Consider the following 17,325-nt stretch of genomic DNA (forward strand, 5'->3'; position numbering starts at 1 on the left):
ATGCCGAGCGCTGCCCATGAACCTGACCGCCATCACCCGATGCAGATCTTTAAAGCCCTGGAAAACTGGCCGTGGCCGTGCCTTCACCGCGGCCGTTCTGCTCGTCGCGGCCGAGCAGTGCCTGGCACTGACCACCCCCACCATCATCGCCTCCGTCACTTCGCTGCAATGCCTGGAGTACCGGGTTGTCGGGATCTGCTACTGGCTGCTCTGCACGCCGTTTGGCTGCACGGTGAGGACCTCGCCCAAGGTCCGCCACTTCATTCCCGAGTTGGTGGTTTCGAGCTATTCCGACACCGGCGGCAATCCTTGGGGCGAGATGTCCGCACTGTCGATGCCCACGCCGGCGTCACAAGGGGGTGGCAACCTGATCACGCCTTCGTCGCAGCGCGATAATCTGCCCCGGTTCAAGAATGTCGACGGCATCGGGCATCCCGGCGGTTCGGCGTTGACAGCCCTTGCGCATGGCTTCGGCTATGCGTGCCCAAGTGGGGCGACTCCCCTTGCGCCATACTACCTCAGCACGCTCGACCCGCTGGCCTGGCGTCAGGCCGTTCCCGAATCCATCTACCCACAAGCGCTCATTCCGGGCCTGCGCGAGATTGGCAGCCAGGCACTTGGGAACATGTGGGGCAGTGTCTATCCGCGGCACGGATTTCTGGTGCAGCCTGACGACTTCAAAGCATCCGCCGTCATGGCCCAGCGTGCCAGCGACTTCATCACGCGCGTCGGCCAGCCGCATGTCTACCTGCCGCTGCAGCCGATGCCATCTCCCGGCTATTGGCCGCCGCAGCCGGTGATGGAGAACAACATCAACAACCACCGCTGGCAATTGCTCGCCCCGGTGATCCAGACCACCTGCGCCATCTTCCCCAGCCCGACGATCCAGAGCGCCGACGGCGCCTATGCCTGGTCGCTTTGGCGCCCTTACCGCTGCTGCCAGCGGATGGGCCAGACCTTCCTGTTCAGCATCGACTTTGATGGAGGCCAATGATGAATACCCTCTCGCTCGGGTTGGTGTGCGCCCTCGTAAGTGCCGTCGGCCATGCCGCAGAAAACGGCTACCACCTTGGTGACCAGGCCCAGGTCCTGGATGACCGCGTTATGTACACCATTGGCGGCGGATCGGCGACGGGGTCCCCCTCCTCGCTCTACCGCCCCAATGGCCTTGGCGTGGGCATGTCCTGGCGCGCGAACATGATGTGCGGAAACATGAACCTCTCCAACACTTTGCAGAATCAGCTCAATGGCGCCACCCAAGGCTTCCAGCAGATCATGGGCAATGTGATCGAGAATGCCACACAGGCCGTGATGTCTCTGCCGGCGATGATCATTCAGCGCGCCAATCCCGGTCTGTATGAGCTGCTGAGCAACGGCGTACTGCAGGGGCGCATCGACTTTGACCGCTCGAAGCTCACCTGCCAGGCGATGGCGGCCAAAATGGCCGACAAGGTGGACCAGGCCGGTTGGGGCGCACTGGCGCAGAACCAGGAGATGCAGAAAAACCTCGAGCAGTCCGACGGTGATGCTGTGGTGGCGGTGAAGGATACCGAATCGAACAACGGCAACAACGGTGTCAGCTGGGTCGGTGGGCAGAAAGCGGGGGGTAACGGTCAGGAACCCATACGGGTGACCTCGGACGTCGTTAAGGCAGGCTACAACCTACTGCACAACCGAACGGTCGAGGACGCATCGGCCGTCGGTTCCGGTTGCCAGAATGGTGCCATTTGCCAGGCTTGGTCGAGCCCCGAAGAGGCCTCCGCATGGGCCACCCGCGTGCTTGGTGAAACCGAGGTGGCGACCTGCGACGACTGCGAGACGCTGCGCGTTACCGCCGGGACAGGCCTCTCGCCGCTGATCCAGGAAACCTACACAGAACACCTCGAGGGTCTGCAACGAATGTTGTCGGGCGCCGAGCAACCCACGCCGGAGAACCTTGACAAAGTCTCCAGTCCCTTGCTGCAGGTCTCACGAGGCGTCATCGAGGGCCTGCGCGACGATCCCGACCAGAACCTGCTGGCCCGGCGCCTGGCCAGCGAGACCGCGCTGTCGAGCGTTATCTACAAGACGATGCTGCTGCAGCGCACACTTCTTGCCGGCAGTCATGAACCTAATGTCGCGTCGGCGCAGCCCGCCACCCACGCCCTCAACGGTAACGTCGAAATGCTGGAGCGCGAGATACGCCTGCTGCAAACGGAGCTGCAGGTACGCCAGTCGCTGGCCACCAACACCGCCAGCCTGGTCCTCGATCGCCACGCCGGCGGCGCCGACGCCTCCCGGAGCATCGATCAGCGCGATCCGGAGTCGGACCGACTGCACCGCGCGGACCAGGGGAGGAGCACACCATGAAGCTGTTTACTGTGAAGTCCACTCTTGCCCATGTGCTGCTAATCCTCAGCGCCATGGCCTTGATGCTCCTGATTGCCTGGATGGCGCTGCAGCTGACAGGTGCCCAGCTTGATTGGTTCGGACAGGCGCACAGGGCTACACCCTACCTCGCCTCCTGGCGCGCCCTACTGTATGCCCTGATCATTGCAGGTTGGACTGCGGCGTTGCGCTTGCGGCCGGCGCCTGCGGACCAGCAACGGCTCAAGCGCCTCGGACTAATCGGCTTCAGCACAATCATCTTGGTCGAACTGTCGCGCGCGTGAGGTGCAAATCATGAGCATGAGTACCAGCAGCTACCTCGAGTACTACCTGTCGCTGTTGGCCTGGATCATCAACAACGGCATCTGGAACACACTGGCAGACACCGGGCTGTTCGCCGCGCCCTTTGGTGCGATCATCCTGCAGGAATGGCTGTCCGCTCGCCAACAAGGCGCTGACGAGGGCAACAAGGGCTTGCTGTCGATCCCTCGCGTCGAGAACCGGCTGTGGATGAGTTACGTGGTCATCCTGTTTGGCTGCATGCCGCTCTTCCCCTTGAATCTGTCCTCCGTGACCTTCGACGATACGGCGAGCCAACGCTGCGGCGTTTCCATGGCCAAGCCCGCCGAAACGGCCTGGGGCACAACCTTCAACACCATCGGCGAAAAATCAGCGAATGTGCCGGTGTGGTGGTTTCTCGTGCATGCCATGAGCAAAGGCATCACAGCTGCTGCGACCGCGTCGATTCCGTGCGCGCCCGACATCCGTGCGATGCGCATGGAGATCGACAGCTCGCGTATCAACGACCAGGTGCTTCTGCAGGAAGTCGCCGATTTTACCCGGGATTGTTACGGCTTCTCGCGCTCGCGGCTGTTCACCAATCGCCCCGAACTGGACGAGTCGCAGAGCTACGACGCGTCCTGGATTGGCTCGACGTACATGCTTAACACTCCAGGCTATTACGACACCGATCGCTCGCGAACGCCCAGGGTTGATTGGCCGTACGACGAGACCCGGGATACCTCCCTGCCCCAGCTCGATAACGGCGCGGGCTTTCCCACCTGCAAGGAATGGTGGAGCGATGCAACGGTCGGGCTGCGTGATCGTTTGGTCGCCGAGGTCGATCCGTCGCTGATTTCACGTCTGCGAGGCTGGCTGACGGGGCGTACGACTACCGAGATCGAAGACGCCACCCTTCGCGAATTGGTGAGCCCGCGGCAACAATCGTTGAGCATGGCACCAGGACAGGTATTCCAGGATTACGGGAGCAGCGCCCGGGGCGGATCACTGACGCAAGGACTCAACAACCTGGCGACGAACACCGGGCTGGCCCTGGGTTCGTTCAGCAATTTCCCGGCGATGAATGCATTGCGCGCAGCACTACCGATGGTCCAGGCCTTTCTGATCATGGGCACGATCATCAGCCTGCCGCTGGTATTGCTGATCAGCACCTACCAGCTCAAGGCACTCATGACCGTCACGTTCGCACTGTTCACCCTGCACATGCTGACGTTCTGGTGGGAGCTGGCACGCTGGATCGACTCAAGCATGCTGGACACGTTGTACAACCAGGTGTCTGCGACGGACCAGACACTCTTGTCATTGCCGACATCTGGCTTCATGGATGGGACAGTAACCGCGCAGGTCATTGAGTATGTGATGGGCGCGATGTTTGTGGTGCTGCCGATGTTTTTTCTCGGCGCAATGAGCTGGACGGGATACAACGTCGGTAGTGGTGTCCAAACGCTCCTCACGCGAGGAACAGAAGCTGCTCAGACACAGGCCGGGAAGGGTTCCTCTCAGCTCATGTCTGGAGCCCGGAGGTTAAAATAGCGTGTTACCTGAGCGTTCCATTATCGTCGTACAGCTCGGGATACTTAATTTGATGCTGAGGGTGGCTCACCTCATGAATACCAGGTTCCTCCTCATCAACCGGATCGGGCAGTGCCGTGATAACCCACACAGCAATCATTCCGATCGCCAAGAGAATCGCAACAGACGCAGCGGCAATCACAAACATTACCTTAAGACTCTGAAAGCCGATTTGCCGATACTTAAAGGGCACGGCAGCCAAAACACGGGAGTGCAAAATTCCCGTTTCAAGCTGATTCACCAGTCGACCCGCACGGACTGCTGCACGAACTGAAGACTTACCGAATGGGGTACGGCTGGATGTAGAAGAAGCTGAAGTAATCATTTGAGTGCCTCCCTTCCTTCTCTGCACTCACGGCCAAAGAGTTACCACGAATTTGGATCCAAGCTTTAGCTTACTCCTCTTCCGCTGATTCCCATGACCGTTGATCACCTGGACTGCGCTGATGATCGTCAGTGGGACTGCATGGATCGAAGCAGCTCCTTCCCCCCTAAAAACACCATTGACACTACGTCGTTCCGCTTGATAAACCGACTGTGCAATTGCTGGTTTCCAGCACCCCAGGTAGTCATAACCTTCAAGGCTACGTCACTCTCGTGATGGTTCTCCCCAAATGCGATTCGCGTTCGGCAGCTCGCACGGTCATCGCTCCCGCGGTGATGAACGCCTTCTAATATCTAGGCTCACTGAGCCTGCGTCTTCGATGCAACCCTTCTCATTCATTCCAGTGCTGGGAATTCCCCCGCACAGGTGGCAATCCTCCGCACCCTCTGGAGGATCTCATTATGCTGCACTTCACAGGCTCTGCACTCCACGCTGTGTTGGCCGAGGCCGGTATCAATGGCTGTAGAGTGATGTTGGTCAAGGACCATGGTGTCTACCTTATGTCCGAGATCGGCGAGAACAAACCGGATGGAGGCGACCGACAACACGTGGTCTACGCCGCCGGCTGCGACCCAAACGTCGACGACTTCGATTCTTGGTGGAATCGCGCACAAGATGAATTGGGGGGCGATGATTTTGCCGAGTACTTCGACATCGACGATCCAGTCCTGGCTAGTCTTCGCGGGACAGCAGGGTCGCTGGTGGTTGAGGCAACTTCCACCCACCTGTATCTAGCTGCCGAGGTTGCCCCAACGACAAAATCCTGAACGCCTCTGTTTGTCAGTCAAATTTCCAGAGGGGCTCCCTATCCGAGCCTTTCTGGAACATTTTTCGCGGCACTTCCTAACCGATTGGAGATCGCCGTTTATCTGGAACCTGAGGCCAATAATCTTCCTTGGAACGCGCTGGATAGACGTGCTTGCATGTGGTCTGAATGGGAGATTGCCCCCACGTTCGAGCGCGTTTTAATACACAGACACTTCATGTCTCGCTGAGTGATATGCCCGCACAAAATCCTCGACAGAGGTGTCGTGGGATCAACTACCCGGAGGCTCCGATGTCCAGGAAGAAGCTTTTTTCCACTGCTGTTGTGCTGAGCCCTGGTGCGTGGCGACACGTCATTTCCCCTGACGCAGGCAACGCCCCCGTTGGACGTTCGGCACAGCGCTTGGCAGCGCTGCTCAACAGCGCCCTGACTTTCGCCCCTCATGTCCTGCAGTTCCCAGTCGATCTGCCGTTCGATCACCCGCAGAGTGATGACACATCAGTAGTCGCTCACTCATCTCCATTACAGCTGGCTCGCATCACTCCACGCAGTGGCCCGGCTTTTCTACTCATCCGGCTGTCAAGTGAGATCGTTGTAGACATTGCCGCCATCTGACACCGCCAACACATCGAATGCCCCTTTACCCCACCGGGAACCCTTCCCGGCCGGGCAGCGTTCCCCCTCCACAACCGGAGAACGTCATGTCCGATATCTACCTGGACGTCACCAACAAGATTGTCAGTGCCCTGAGTCAAGGGGTTATCCCTTGGATCAAGCCTTGGACAACCACCAGCTCGAGTGCTGACTCCCCTTTCCCAATCAACGCCATCACCCGACGTCCCTACGCCGGCATCAACATTCCGCTACTGTGGGCCGAGGCGCGCCTGCGTGGCTTCCGCCAGGATCGCTGGCTCACGTTCAATCAGGCGCGTAAAGCTGGTGGCCATGTTCGCAAGGGTGAGCAATCAACCCTCGCGGTGCTGTACAAACCGATGAGCAAGGAGGCGCTCGATGAGGACGGTCAGGTCGTTCGTGATGAACAGGGCAGTATCAAATTGGTGCAATTCGCGCTACTGCGGACGCATTGCCTGTTCAACATCGAGCAGACCAAAGACTTGCCTGCCGAAGAGCAAAAACACGATGAGTGTCACGATCAGCCGGCCTTCATTGATCATGCCCCAGCCGAGCAACTGCTGGTCGCGAGCGGGGCACGCATCGAGCATCGCTACGGAGATCATGCGTTTTATCAGCCGGTGCGGGATCTCATCCAGCTGCCCACCAAGGGTCAATTCGAAGACGTCGGCAGCTACTACGCGACGGCCCTTCATGAGCTGACACATTGGTCGGGTCACCTTTCGCGCCTCAACCGCGATGGTATTACTGGCGGTCACGCATTTGGTTCCGCGGAATACGCCTTCGAGGAGCTGGTAGCGGAAATGGGTGCAGCGTTCCTCTGTGCTCTGACGGGAACCCAAGGTGAGTTACGTCACGAAGAGTATCTGGCGTCCTGGCTGAAGATACTCAAGGAGGATAAGCGTGCAATCTTCCGCGCCAGCGGCCTAGCACGAGAGGCCTCCGAATACCTGCTAGCACTGCAGCCGGATCAAGGCACCGAGATGATAGAACGGCTAACGGCATGACTTCACTCAAGCAGCAAAAAGGCCCCAAAAGGGGCCTTTGTTTTGCCTGCAGCGCCGATCAGCCTCCCTTGCGACTGGACGACCGATTACTGCAACCAACTCTCGACAATGTCGGAGCCGTGCTCCAGCTTCCACTGCTTGAGGACTTTGTGGTTGCCGCCTTTAGTTTCCACGACTTCACCGCTGTGCGGGTTCTTGTAGCGCTTGATCTCACGAGGCTTGCGCTGGACGTTACTGGAGGCGCCGGCGGTACCTACGCTCCCCCCCTTGGATGGATCAAGAATGGTGATCACCTGGCGCAGGTTCATGCCGTACTCTTCCAGCAAGGCCTTGAGCTTTTGTTCAAACTCGATTTCCTGCTTCAGCCCGGAATCGTTTTTCATCGCATCCAGCTGTTGGAGTTGCGCGGCCAGTTGCGCTTCCAGCGCTTTGAATTCGGCAAGCTTAGACATGGGTTTTCCTAGGTATGAGACAAGTGTGGGAATAGTAGCTCAGACCCGCACTTTAGCCGAGGTCCTGATCCTCACTGCGGCTCGTCTGGTGACCAGCTTTAACAGATCTGTTCGATCTATTCACTCTGCCAAGTATTGGCACAGGTGGCCAACAAGTTGCCGAGGTGCAGGGCTATTCCCAATTTTTAACAAGATATCGCGCTGACTACGTGGCAGCTGTTTCGCGCAGCGCTTAGCAGCTGAGCGAATGGCAACGTCAGTCCCATGAATCCGGTCGACCAGTAACACGATCAACACTGCATCGGTAAGCGTCATCAACGCCCCTGCTTCCAAAGATGATGCCGGCCAGTTTAACCCCTGTAAAAGGGGTCCGCTATCCTGGTCGACCGACTAACCTGACGCGCCCGCCTTCGGATTTTCGCGTTCGCGAAAAGGACAAAAGCAGTAAAGGGTAATAGCGCCAATGGAAGGGATTGCAAAGGTAAGAGGCTTATCCGAAAAGGCAAAAGGACCTCCCAGATGCAAAGCAGGTAATGCGATGATGCGCTGGTGGCTCAAACATGAAAAAGGCAACACTGCCAGCCCCGCGTCAGAGCTTGTCGCCGAAGGTTACCTCTTGCCTGAGTCATCAGAATCGCTCCTTGCCGCCGACCACCGGAAGAGGCTGCTCGAGCGCATCTGGCAAGGCACCGCCCTTTCCCAGCCTCAGTTTGATCAGCTCTATCTCGATCCGATCCACCGCTACGCCAGATATGTACAGCAACTACCTGCTAGTGAAAGCCATCATCACGCCTATCCGGGAGGCATGCTGGACCACGGTTTGGAGCTGATGGCCTGCAGCCTGAAGCTGCGCCAATCGCACCTGCTGCCCAGCGGCGCCGCGCCCGAAGACCAGGCCGCGCAGACCGACGCTTGGAGCGCCGCCATCGCCTATGGAGCCATGCTCCATGACATTGGCAAGATTGCCGTCGACCTCCAGGTGGAATACCAGAATGGTGAGGTCTGGCACCCCTGGCACGGCCCCCTGAACAAGCCCTATCGCTTTCGCTATGTGGTAGGTCGCAACTACAAGCTACACGGCGCCGCTGCGGGGCTGCTGTACACGCAAATCTTGACGCCCCCACTCCTCGACTGGCTCAGCAGCTATCCAGCCTTGTGGGGCCCTCTGCTCTTTTTGCTTTCCAATCACTACGAGCACGCCGGCACCCTCGGGGAGCTGGTGCTGCAAGCTGACCGGGTGTCCACCGCGCAGAACATCGGCACCAACCCTGCCAAGGCCTTACAGGCACCTAAACACTCGCTGCAGCACCACCTGCTGACTGGCTTACGCCACCTGGTTAAAAACGAGTTCAAGCTCAACCAGCCCGGGGCCGCCGGCTGGCTTACAGAGGACCATCTGTGGTTGGTCAGCAAGACCGCCAGTGACAAGCTTCGGTCCTACCTGCTGGCTCAGGGAGTCGACGGTATCCCTTTCTCCAATATCTCGTTGTTCGATGAGCTGCAATCACACGGTTTGGTGGATGCTACTCCGGAAGGCAAAGCGGTATGGAGTGCCACCGTAGCGGACGATGCCTGGCAGCATTGCTTCACTTTTCTACGCCTGCAGCCAAGCCTGATCTGGGCAGATGAACCCCGGTCAGAGTGTTTTGAGGGCACAGTTGAGCCAATGATGGACGCCCCCTTCCCAACCAGTGAAGCCAGCGAGTCGGTTCTGGGTCGGCCTGAAACTGCACCGGAAGAAAAACGGCCAGCCACCGCGCCCCTGAATCAGAAATTCGACTACCTCGACGATCTGATGGATATGTTGCAGGAACCAGGCGAGCTCGAGGATGAATCGGGCACGAAGGGTATGCAACCTTTACCTCCGCCACTCCAGGATGCCGCGGAGCAGGCCTTCATCGAATGGCTGCGCGAGGGAATCCACAGTCATCGCCTATTGATCAACGACAGCAAGGCAAAAATTCACACCGTTGAAGGAACCTTTTTCCTGGTTACACCGGGCATTTTCCAACGCTACGCGGCCGAGCATCCAGGAATAACCAGTGGAGATCCTGATAGCGAGGCCTGGCGGCGTATCCAACGCCAGTTTGAGAAGCTGGACGTTCATCTGAAAAAGCCCAACGGCCAAAACATTTGGACCTGCGCGGTGAGAGGTCCTCGCAAAACGAGCGTTCTGAATGGCTACCTACTGCACAGCTCAGCAGCTATTTTTACTCCCCCTCCGGCGAATAACCCATATCTCATACTGGTCAGGTAAGCGGCCCCCTAAGCCTAACGCATTAAAACAGAGCCAAGAGAATGAGCACAATTATGCGACTCGCGATGGAGCCGTGATCGCAGTCAATTAATTTCGGTTAGCATTCCAGAGGCTTCGCTAGAGCGAACACCACATCGCTCAGGACCTGCACCCAAGTAGTTGCCAACATAAGATGAGTGATGAAGAAGTGGAAGAGTGACCAAGCCGGACAACGGCTCTCCGTTATCCAGGATGAAGGTTTGGCCGTGGTGAAGCAGCGTATCGCCGTCGTTTTGATCCAGGTCGAGCTCTACCAGAATGGCCATCTCCTGGATACTTGACTTGCCAAGTCTATCATTCCTCCATCCTAGTGACTGCACATCTCTTGATTCGCCGCTCCAGCGGTCTTTGAATGATCCCGACCATCCTCTGCACATTTAGGGGCGCTCTACCTCTACCGGGCGTTTGTTGCATTCCCCTTTCGATCCACATACCGCGATGTCATTCTGGTATCATCTTTCGCCCTAAAAAAGGATCACATGCCGCAGCGGGAGGTGCTTGTAAGGGATGGATAGCACGGACTCGAACGCGGTTCATGAAGCAACGGCTGCCGCGTTGGGATTTTATTACCAGAGCCAGTTTGCATTGCTGACGCTCATTTCTCAGTTCGCTGATGAAGCCGCTGTGGCAATCGAACGACTCGACGATGTTGAGATCACGGCGAATGGCGGCAAGCTGCTTTATCAATTGAAGCACTCCGTGCAGGCCAACCCGCCGCCTGTCACGCTTGCCTCTGTAGCGTTGTGGAAAACGGTGCGCGTTTGGATCGACGCCTTACCTCTGGTATCGCTTGCTGATACCACTTTCCATCTCGTGGCGGTGGGAAAGGTACCGAGCGAGTCGCCTTTGATGGCTCTATGTGATCCCGGAAAAGATCGCCGGGCGCTGCTCAAGGCGATGAGTGAAGAAGCGAACCGGGTTGTCCAGGAGCGAGCCGAAGCGAAAGCGGCCGGCGACAAACTACCGCATGCCCCGCGTGCCGCTGGTTGCGAAGCATTCCTAAAGATGACTGCCACCGCCCGCCTGAGCCTACAAAAGCGCGTCCGCATTCAACAGGACAGCGTCACCATCGAGCAAATCCCGAATGAGGTTGCAAAGCGACTTCACATCATTCCCAAGGCGCAACGTGCCCAGGTCGCCGAGCACCTGCTGGCATGGTGGGATCAGCAAGTTGTGTACACCCTGTGCGGCAAACGTGAACGTGTCATCCAGCGCAGTGAGATGGAGCACTGCATCTCCTCGATCATCGCGCAACTGGAGGACGAGGAGCTGATTGCCGATTTCGACTCGGTGGCTCAGCCAGAAGATTATCAAGCGGACGGCATGCTGTATTGCCAGATTGAGCTGGTTGGCGGCAAGCCTTCTGATGTGCAGAAAGCTGTTCGGGAGGAGTGGCGGGCAAAGATGCAACGCGCGAAATGGATCGTAGATAACCCCAGTATGCGTTCGAAGATCGCGGGCTACGACACCAAACTGACCGAACAATGGTCAGATCGACATTCGGAAATGGCTGACGATTGTGAAGGTCTTGATGAAGGCGAGATCGAAGCTAAGGGCCTGGAATTGTTGCGCTGGTCGCACAAGGAAGCACCGATTCAAGTCGAGCCGATTTCTCGAAGCTGGAATGGGCACTACTACGTCCGAGGCACCTACCAAGTACTTGCGATCGACCTGCTTGTGGGTTGGCACGCAGACTACCGCAAGCGTTTGGGGAAATAAGGCATGGTGATCGCACATGATATCTATGCCGAAACGAACCCTGGCTACTGTGCTGCGCTTCTGGAAACCTTCGTTGAGGCATACAGAAGCCGTAACGATGTCAATCCGGACATCTCGCTGTGCTATGCCGCTCTGCCACTGGCGCTATCGGGAGACCTCGCTTCGACGTTCGACCGCACTGACCGGCGAACTGGCCTGCTCGAATGGCTACGGCGAAGCCCCGCCATTCAGATCCGCCTGGCAGACCGTGTGAATGGCTCGCTGGACATTGTCACCGAGGCAATCCGCTTCGCCTGCTTCAGCCGACTGCTGACGATCAATACAGAAGGTCGTTTAGTTGCTGGCGGATCACCTTTGCCAAAACAGTTCGCGAAGCAGTTCAGCGAAGAGACTCAGACAATTTTTAAGAACATTGATCGCCTGGGCTGCTGGTTAGCTTTGGCAGGATCCACAAGGACGGCATTCGACATGATGGGCCTGGAGCTATGAGTCGCTGGAATATTTCTGACATCTTCTTTATCGGCGAAGGCGGAAGGGTTCGCGTCCTCGATCTGAAACCAGGAGAGGTCAACATCATCACCGGCGCGTCTGGTACCGGTAAGTCGACCCTTATCAAGTCCATCGACTACTGCCTTGGGTCGCGCCAATGTGAGCTGGCCGCACATGTCAGAAGGCACAGTCTGGCGGTGGGGGTTAAATGGGTGATGGGTGAGGCGCAGATGATCACCGGGCGCCTCGTTCCACCTGTTGGCCAAGGTACAAGTACTCGGATGTTCGTGAGCAACGGGCGCGATCTTCCCATCCCAAGCTCTGTGGACGAGTTCCAAGGCGCTACCACGTTGCTTGCGGGTAAAGCCTACATTGAGCGGGCATTTGGCATCAGCGCGGTACAGGAAACCCCAGAAGACACCACCGCGCGCAAATGGCGCCCAACTCTGCGTCACGCCACGGCTTACATGTTTGTTCCCAAGGACGTGATCTACAACGAAACAGCACTGCTTCATGGGCTCGACCAGGCTGATGAAGCGCCGGCTATCATCGAAACCATGCCGTACTTCTTGGGCGTGGTGAATGAAGATACTGTGCTGCAAGAGAGGCGCCTACGCGACCTTCGCAAGAAGCTTGACGGCGAAGAGCGGAAGCTCAAAACGCGTCAAGCGGCAGGCAGCGACTATAAGAAATTCGCCATGCGTCTGTTGATGGACGCCCACCGTATTGGCCTGTGCGATATGCCATCAGACTCTGCATCTGAGGCTGATCTCCAAGGAGTCTTGACTGTCGTCAAGCAAACCAAGCCAGGTGCTGGTAAGAACCCTGAAGAAAGTGAGCTTGCGAATCTTCATGCGCAGCGCCGCAGTCTTCTCACCGACATCGAGAATGTGCGTCGAAAGTCTCGCGCGACCCGCAAGACCCTGCAAGACATTACTGCCTTCGAAGGCTCTGTGCGCCGGCAGTACGAGAAGCTGAAGATTGCCGAGCACCTTCAGCCTGCGGCTACTGCCTGCCCGCTTTGTGATACTCCTAGCGAACGTGGCATTGAGATCGCCGAGGCCATCCACCGCTCCATGAACATCATTCGTTCAGAAACCGTGGCCGTTGAGAATGTCCGGCCACGTTTCGTCGAGCATGAGGACTCCCTGCAGCTGGAGCTTTCACGTCTGAATCTGACGCTCAACGGTGTCGATGAACGTATTAAGACGTGGGTTCGACAAAGTGAGGAGGCCAAACAGTTTGAGACTGCTGCTCAGCACCGCACATTGCTCTTGGGCAAGGTTCATCAGTTCCTGGAGATGAACCCTACGACGCCACTGCCTGGCCCCGACCTGGATGTGCTGCGTGAACAGATCCAGGGCTTGGAAGCCCTTGTTGACAGTGACGCCAAGCAGATCCTGCTATCTCGCGCTGAACGCAAGATTTCCCAGTATCTCTCCGAAGCGTTCGCAGATTTGCCCACTGTCCAACCGTGTATCGGTGCCGAGCTGGAGTTTTCAGCCAAACCACCAGATATTGCGATCATCGAGCAGAATTCCGGTGCGGTTTTGAGGCTTCCGGATGCTGGCTCGGATGAGAACTACCTGGCCATCCATATCGCCCTGTCCTTCGCGCTTCAGAAGTACCTGGCGAAGGTGAACGCCCCAGTACCAGCGTTCCTTGCTTTCGACCAGATCAGCCGACCCTACTATCCGCAACGTGGCGATGACGAATCAGACATCGGCGAAAACGAGGAAGTATCGGCCATGCGCCGGCACCTGGATTTTCTCTTCAATACAACCGCTGCGCAGGAGCATCTGCAGGTGCTGTTGATCGAACATGCGTACTTCGGTGACGATCCACGGTATGTGGCGGCCACGCGCAAGCGCTGGAACAAGCTTTCGGGTGATGCGCTGATTCCTCTGGACTGGCCGAGAAGGCAGGACACTCAGTAATCAATTTCTATGGCATCTGCCCTGTGACCAGCCCGCTTTTTACGGCGGGCTTTTCTATTTGCGAGTAGGGTAACCGGCACAAAGTTACCGAGCAGTAGTTGTTCGGGCACATCGGCCTCCAGGGCAATGAGTGCGCCGACCAGCCCTTGCATCCGGTAACCCTCCCTCCCGAAACTCCGGCGTACGCAAAGCAACTACTGCCCAGTGACATCGTGCATCGTCAGCTTTTGCATAAATTGTCACGCCGACTACGCTTATGCGGCCAATCGCCATCACGCGATCGCACAACGGTCAGGCAGACAATCCAACTCCTAGACCCTCCAGAATTTCACTGAGCAGGGGCCAGCCAAGCGCCCCAGCGTGCTGGGATGCCCCGTCATGATCGAGTCAATTAGTCTGTCCAACATCGCCACCTACAGCGCAGCCAAGCCCGAAGTCATCAACCTCAAACCGGTCAACTTCATTTATGGGGCAAACGGGGCGGGCAAGACCACAATCAGCCGGCTCATTGAGAAACCTGGCATCTCAGCAGACTCCAGCATCAACTGGCTCAGAAATACGCCAGTGCCAGCAATGGTCTACAACAACGACTTCATTACTGCCAACTTCATAGATTCCAAAGAGTTCCAAGGTGTATTTACACTCGGCAAGGCTGAGCAAGCGCAGCTCGATCGCCTCAAAGACCTTAAGGAAGAAAGAAAGCGCCACGAACAGTTGAAAGCCAAGTCAATCATTTCTCTTGATGGCGAAAATGGAAAACCCGGAAAGCATGCTGAACTGATTTCTTTGGAAGCAAAACTGGTCACCCGATGCTGGGAGCAGAAAGTAAAGCATGATGAGCATCTTAAGGGTGCATTTACTGGTTTGAGGAACAATAAGGAGGCGTTCAAGGCAAGGGTTACTCAAGAGCACGCGAGTAACAAGTCCGCCTTGGTAGATTTTGCTGAACTCCAGGCTAGAGCGGCAGTTTTATATGGCGACCAGCCTGCGAGAATAGCTCCCGTTCCGACTTTGGATTTGTCACGGCTGATCGCATTCGAGACAAGCCCGGTTCTGGCTAAAAAAGTGATAGGCAAAGACGATGTCAGTATATCGGGCATTATTCAGCGGCTAGGTAATAGCGACTGGGTCAGGCAGGGCATGAGGTTTTTGGATCATACGGATGAACAATGTCCGTTCTGTCAGCAGGATCTGCCTCACGACTTCGAAAAGGAACTTTCCGACTATTTTGATGAGGCATTTGAGGCTGATTCGAAGGCGGTCTCCACCCTACGTACTAACTATTTCCAAGCTGCAGAGGAACTATTGATTCAGGCGCGTGCTTTATTGGCTTTGGACTGCGCAGATCTGGATAAGGAAAAACTCAATCCTGAGATTCAGGCGCTGGAAGCTGTCGTTCTTGTCAATAAAGGGCGAATGGACAATAAAGTAGCCAGCCCAAGCGCTGAGATTGGTCTTGAGGGACTGGAAGATATCCAGGCTGGTATTAACGAAATTGTTGGCGCGGCGAACGCGAAAATCACCGAGCACAATCGCCTTGTGGCAAGCTTTACTGCTGAGCAGAGCAAGCTCACTGGAGAGGTGTGGAAATATATTATAGGTGCCGAGCTCAAGAACACTTTGGCTGACTACACCTCTGAGAAGGACAAATTACAGAAGTCCATTGCCGGTATCGCATTGAGTCGGGACAAGGCCTCGGGCAGCATTGATGCTGTTGATATCGAGATAGATAAGATTGAGACAGAACTCACCAGCGTGAAGCCGACAGTAATTGCCATAAATAAAATTCTTAAGAATTTTGGCTTTCGCAGCTTTTCGCTCGACCCTGCCTGTGTAGGTAACTCCTATAGACTGATCCGAGCTGATGGGAGGGATGCCAAGCAAACCTTGAGCGAGGGTGAGAAGACCTTCGTAACGTTCCTGTATTTCTACCACCTGCTGAGAGGGAGTATTACGACCTCTGGTATCACCAGTGATCGAATCGTGGTTATCGATGACCCTGTTTCAAGCCTTGACAGTGATGTGTTGTTTATCGTGAGTAGCTTGATCAAGGAGCTCTTTGCTGAGGTCAGAAAGAGTGGTAGTCATCTTAAACAGGTTGTGGTGCTCACTCACAATATACATTTCCATAAAGAGATTACTTACGATCAGCGTCGGAAGCCCGACAGATCCCTCGGTGATGAGACGTTCTGGATCGTCCGTAAGCCCAATGAGCATTCGGTGATCGAATTTCACTCAAGCAATCCCATCAGAACTTCTTATCAGCTGCTCTGGGCGGAGCTGAAGAGAACGCCGTTGCCAGTGCTTACGTTGCAGAACACCATGCGCCGGATTTTGGAGAACTATTTCAAGATCTTGGGCGGTGTCGATACGTACCATTTGATCGACCAGTTTGAAGGTATCGAAAAGACACAGTGCCAGTCTTTAATGAGCTGGGTGAATGATGGCTCGCATTACGCTCCGGATGAACTCTATGTGGCCATTAGTGACAATATGGCAGCAAGCTACCTGAAAATCTTCTTCAAAATATTCAAAGCAGCCAAGCATGATGCGCATTACAGAATGATGATGGGCGATGCCTATGTTGATCTAGATCCGGAAGAGCCTGCAGAGCAGCAGCAGGAGACGGATGCTGGGGAAGAGGAGATCGTTGTAGCTGATGATGCAGGTGCCGCAGATCTGGACATAGTCGTTCCTGGCTCAGCCGCACTCCAAACTAGCGGTGCCGCCGTGGTATCAGCTTCCGAGCACATTGCTTCCAAGTCTGAGATCGACCAGCTTGGGTTCGATCAGGAGATACCGTTTTGAAGACTTTGGACTGCCGAGGAAGCATCTGGTAGATGATTGGGCTGGCTACCAGCCTTTTGGTGAAGCGGGAGCCTGGATGGCCATGTTTCTTAGCCTGCATGGTCATGCAGTAAAGCTCAGCCGCCTGGGAGCGATGCGCCTAGGCGCTGCCCTGGCCGATCAACGGCCCGAACAGCACCATGAGCATGGCGAAGATCGCCAAGCAGTTGCCTGCTTAGCGTCATGCTATTCGGTTTAGCTCAGGCGGTTTCATCCGCCATTCTGGCGGCTGATGCGCGTTGGGTAAGGACCAGGTCCAACGCCAACAGCAATACCAGGCTGCCGCCCAGCACGGGTAATACATAATCGATCAGGACGGCCAGCACGATGACCGTACAACGCCAAACGGCTGACAGCTCACGTTAGGCAGCTACCAACGTTGGGTGTCGAGCCAAAACGGGTCACCGAAGCCACCACATTAAGTAGCCCAGTATCACCATGAACACCAAGGCGACAAACCGCCGCTCAACTATCGCCCGCATAGGCACAGACCTCAGGCGCCGTTCGGACATAGCCAGAGCAGCATTCGCACCGATGAGCTCTGCCGGAACATCG

Annotated in this window: 16 protein-coding genes; 12 read left to right on the forward strand and 4 right to left on the reverse strand. The window is 56.4% G+C overall.

Going from position 1 to position 17,325, the window contains the following annotated elements:
* The first annotated feature begins 16 nt into the window (after positions 1-16).
* The 4 genes from NPS56_RS21670 to NPS56_RS21685 are packed head-to-tail and all read left to right on the forward strand — an operon-like array spanning position 17 to position 4,200.
* The gene (locus tag NPS56_RS21670) at positions 17-994 is read left to right on the forward strand and encodes a TIGR03756 family integrating conjugative element protein (protein WP_274076515.1); all 978 of its coding nucleotides are present in this window, start codon (positions 17-19) and stop codon (positions 992-994) included.
* Positions 994-2,349, forward strand: a complete 1,356-nt coding sequence (locus NPS56_RS21675; protein WP_274076516.1) for an integrating conjugative element protein — start codon at positions 994-996, stop codon at positions 2,347-2,349. Before NPS56_RS21670 ends, NPS56_RS21675 begins: the two co-directional genes overlap by 1 nt.
* Positions 2,346-2,651: a hypothetical protein gene (locus tag NPS56_RS21680; RefSeq protein WP_274076517.1), complete on the forward strand. Its 306-nt coding sequence runs from the start codon at positions 2,346-2,348 to the stop codon at positions 2,649-2,651. The genes NPS56_RS21675 and NPS56_RS21680 overlap by 4 nt, the downstream gene beginning before the upstream one ends.
* Positions 2,652-2,661: 10 nt before the next feature.
* Positions 2,662-4,200, forward strand: a complete 1,539-nt coding sequence (locus NPS56_RS21685; protein WP_274076518.1) for a conjugal transfer protein TraG N-terminal domain-containing protein — start codon at positions 2,662-2,664, stop codon at positions 4,198-4,200.
* Between the two features lie 4 nt (positions 4,201-4,204).
* Here the strand turns inward: NPS56_RS21685 and NPS56_RS21690 are convergent, their stop codons facing one another.
* A complete protein-coding gene (locus NPS56_RS21690) occupies positions 4,205-4,564 on the reverse strand; it encodes a hypothetical protein (RefSeq protein ID WP_274076519.1) in 360 nt (119 codons plus the stop codon).
* A gap of 461 nt (positions 4,565-5,025) precedes the next feature.
* On the opposite strand from NPS56_RS21690, the gene NPS56_RS21695 reads away from it, so the two are divergent.
* Together NPS56_RS21695 and NPS56_RS21700 are read left to right on the forward strand one after the other, a co-directional pair.
* Positions 5,026-5,391 (forward strand): DUF3085 domain-containing protein, encoded by a 366-nt coding sequence (locus NPS56_RS21695; protein ID WP_274076520.1) that lies wholly within the window; start codon positions 5,026-5,028, stop codon positions 5,389-5,391.
* A 700-nt stretch (positions 5,392-6,091) separates the two neighbouring features.
* Positions 6,092-7,030 (forward strand): ArdC family protein, encoded by a 939-nt coding sequence (locus tag NPS56_RS21700; protein ID WP_274076521.1) that lies wholly within the window; start codon positions 6,092-6,094, stop codon positions 7,028-7,030.
* A gap of 86 nt (positions 7,031-7,116) precedes the next feature.
* Here NPS56_RS21700 and NPS56_RS21705 read toward each other — a convergent pair whose 3' ends face one another.
* Positions 7,117-7,482 (reverse strand): histone-like nucleoid-structuring protein, MvaT/MvaU family, encoded by a 366-nt coding sequence (locus tag NPS56_RS21705; protein WP_274076522.1) that lies wholly within the window; start codon positions 7,480-7,482, stop codon positions 7,117-7,119.
* A gap of 120 nt (positions 7,483-7,602) precedes the next feature.
* Positions 7,603-7,797, reverse strand: coding sequence for a hypothetical protein (locus NPS56_RS21710; RefSeq protein ID WP_274076523.1), 195 nt, complete (start codon positions 7,795-7,797; stop codon positions 7,603-7,605).
* Positions 7,798-8,020: 223 nt separating this feature from the next.
* On the opposite strand from NPS56_RS21710, the gene mobH reads away from it, so the two are divergent.
* The 5 genes from mobH (at position 8,021) to NPS56_RS21735 (ending at position 13,923) form a co-directional block, all read left to right on the forward strand.
* Positions 8,021-9,739, forward strand: a complete 1,719-nt coding sequence (gene mobH / locus NPS56_RS21715) for a MobH family relaxase (RefSeq protein WP_274076524.1) — start codon at positions 8,021-8,023, stop codon at positions 9,737-9,739.
* A gap of 179 nt (positions 9,740-9,918) precedes the next feature.
* The gene (locus NPS56_RS21720; protein ID WP_274076525.1) at positions 9,919-10,059 is read left to right on the forward strand and encodes a hypothetical protein; all 141 of its coding nucleotides are present in this window, start codon (positions 9,919-9,921) and stop codon (positions 10,057-10,059) included.
* Between the two features lie 226 nt (positions 10,060-10,285).
* Positions 10,286-11,497, forward strand: a complete 1,212-nt coding sequence (locus tag NPS56_RS21725; RefSeq protein WP_274076526.1) for an ABC-three component system protein — start codon at positions 10,286-10,288, stop codon at positions 11,495-11,497.
* 3 nt (positions 11,498-11,500) lie between these two features.
* Positions 11,501-11,986: a three component ABC system middle component gene (locus NPS56_RS21730; protein WP_274076527.1), complete on the forward strand. Its 486-nt coding sequence runs from the start codon at positions 11,501-11,503 to the stop codon at positions 11,984-11,986.
* Positions 11,983-13,923 carry a DUF3732 domain-containing protein gene (locus NPS56_RS21735; RefSeq protein WP_274076528.1) on the forward strand — a complete coding sequence of 647 codons (1,941 nt, stop codon included), beginning with the start codon at positions 11,983-11,985 and terminating at the stop codon, positions 13,921-13,923. The genes NPS56_RS21730 and NPS56_RS21735 overlap by 4 nt, the downstream gene beginning before the upstream one ends.
* Here the strand turns inward: NPS56_RS21735 and NPS56_RS21740 are convergent.
* A complete protein-coding gene (locus NPS56_RS21740) occupies positions 13,917-14,075 on the reverse strand; it encodes a hypothetical protein (RefSeq protein ID WP_274076529.1) in 159 nt (52 codons plus the stop codon). The two genes, NPS56_RS21735 and NPS56_RS21740, sit on opposite strands and share 7 nt — an antisense overlap.
* 226 nt (positions 14,076-14,301) lie before the next feature.
* Here NPS56_RS21740 and NPS56_RS21745 point away from each other — a divergent pair, with 226 nt between their 5' ends.
* Positions 14,302-16,731: an AAA family ATPase gene (locus tag NPS56_RS21745; protein ID WP_274076530.1), complete on the forward strand. Its 2,430-nt coding sequence runs from the start codon at positions 14,302-14,304 to the stop codon at positions 16,729-16,731.
* Positions 16,732-17,325 lie beyond the last annotated feature (594 nt).

It is taken from the genome of Pseudomonas putida, from assembly GCF_028682635.1.
In the GTDB taxonomy this organism is placed as follows: Bacteria; Pseudomonadota; Gammaproteobacteria; order Pseudomonadales; family Pseudomonadaceae; genus Aquipseudomonas; species Aquipseudomonas putida_AE.

Excerpts from the sequence above, each read along its gene's own strand:
- NPS56_RS21670 (WP_274076515.1), top strand. The coding sequence starts at position 17 with ATGAACCTGACCGCCATCACCCGATGCAGATCTTTAAAGCCCTGGAAA.
- NPS56_RS21675 (WP_274076516.1), top strand. The coding sequence starts at position 994 with ATGAATACCCTCTCGCTCGGGTTGGTGTGCGCCCTCGTAAGTGCCGTC.
- NPS56_RS21680 (WP_274076517.1), top strand. The coding sequence starts at position 2,346 with ATGAAGCTGTTTACTGTGAAGTCCACTCTTGCCCATGTGCTGCTAATC.
- NPS56_RS21685 (WP_274076518.1), top strand. The coding sequence starts at position 2,662 with ATGAGCATGAGTACCAGCAGCTACCTCGAGTACTACCTGTCGCTGTTG.
- NPS56_RS21690 (WP_274076519.1), bottom strand. The coding sequence starts at position 4,564 with ATGATTACTTCAGCTTCTTCTACATCCAGCCGTACCCCATTCGGTAAG.
- NPS56_RS21695 (WP_274076520.1), top strand. The coding sequence starts at position 5,026 with ATGCTGCACTTCACAGGCTCTGCACTCCACGCTGTGTTGGCCGAGGCC.
- NPS56_RS21700 (WP_274076521.1), top strand. The coding sequence starts at position 6,092 with ATGTCCGATATCTACCTGGACGTCACCAACAAGATTGTCAGTGCCCTG.
- NPS56_RS21705 (WP_274076522.1), bottom strand. The coding sequence starts at position 7,482 with ATGTCTAAGCTTGCCGAATTCAAAGCGCTGGAAGCGCAACTGGCCGCG.
- NPS56_RS21710 (WP_274076523.1), bottom strand. The coding sequence starts at position 7,797 with ATGACGCTTACCGATGCAGTGTTGATCGTGTTACTGGTCGACCGGATT.
- mobH (WP_274076524.1), top strand. The coding sequence starts at position 8,021 with ATGATGCGCTGGTGGCTCAAACATGAAAAAGGCAACACTGCCAGCCCC.
- NPS56_RS21720 (WP_274076525.1), top strand. The coding sequence starts at position 9,919 with ATGAAGAAGTGGAAGAGTGACCAAGCCGGACAACGGCTCTCCGTTATC.
- NPS56_RS21725 (WP_274076526.1), top strand. The coding sequence starts at position 10,286 with ATGGATAGCACGGACTCGAACGCGGTTCATGAAGCAACGGCTGCCGCG.
- NPS56_RS21730 (WP_274076527.1), top strand. The coding sequence starts at position 11,501 with ATGGTGATCGCACATGATATCTATGCCGAAACGAACCCTGGCTACTGT.
- NPS56_RS21735 (WP_274076528.1), top strand. The coding sequence starts at position 11,983 with ATGAGTCGCTGGAATATTTCTGACATCTTCTTTATCGGCGAAGGCGGA.
- NPS56_RS21740 (WP_274076529.1), bottom strand. The coding sequence starts at position 14,075 with ATGCAAGGGCTGGTCGGCGCACTCATTGCCCTGGAGGCCGATGTGCCC.
- NPS56_RS21745 (WP_274076530.1), top strand. The coding sequence starts at position 14,302 with ATGATCGAGTCAATTAGTCTGTCCAACATCGCCACCTACAGCGCAGCC.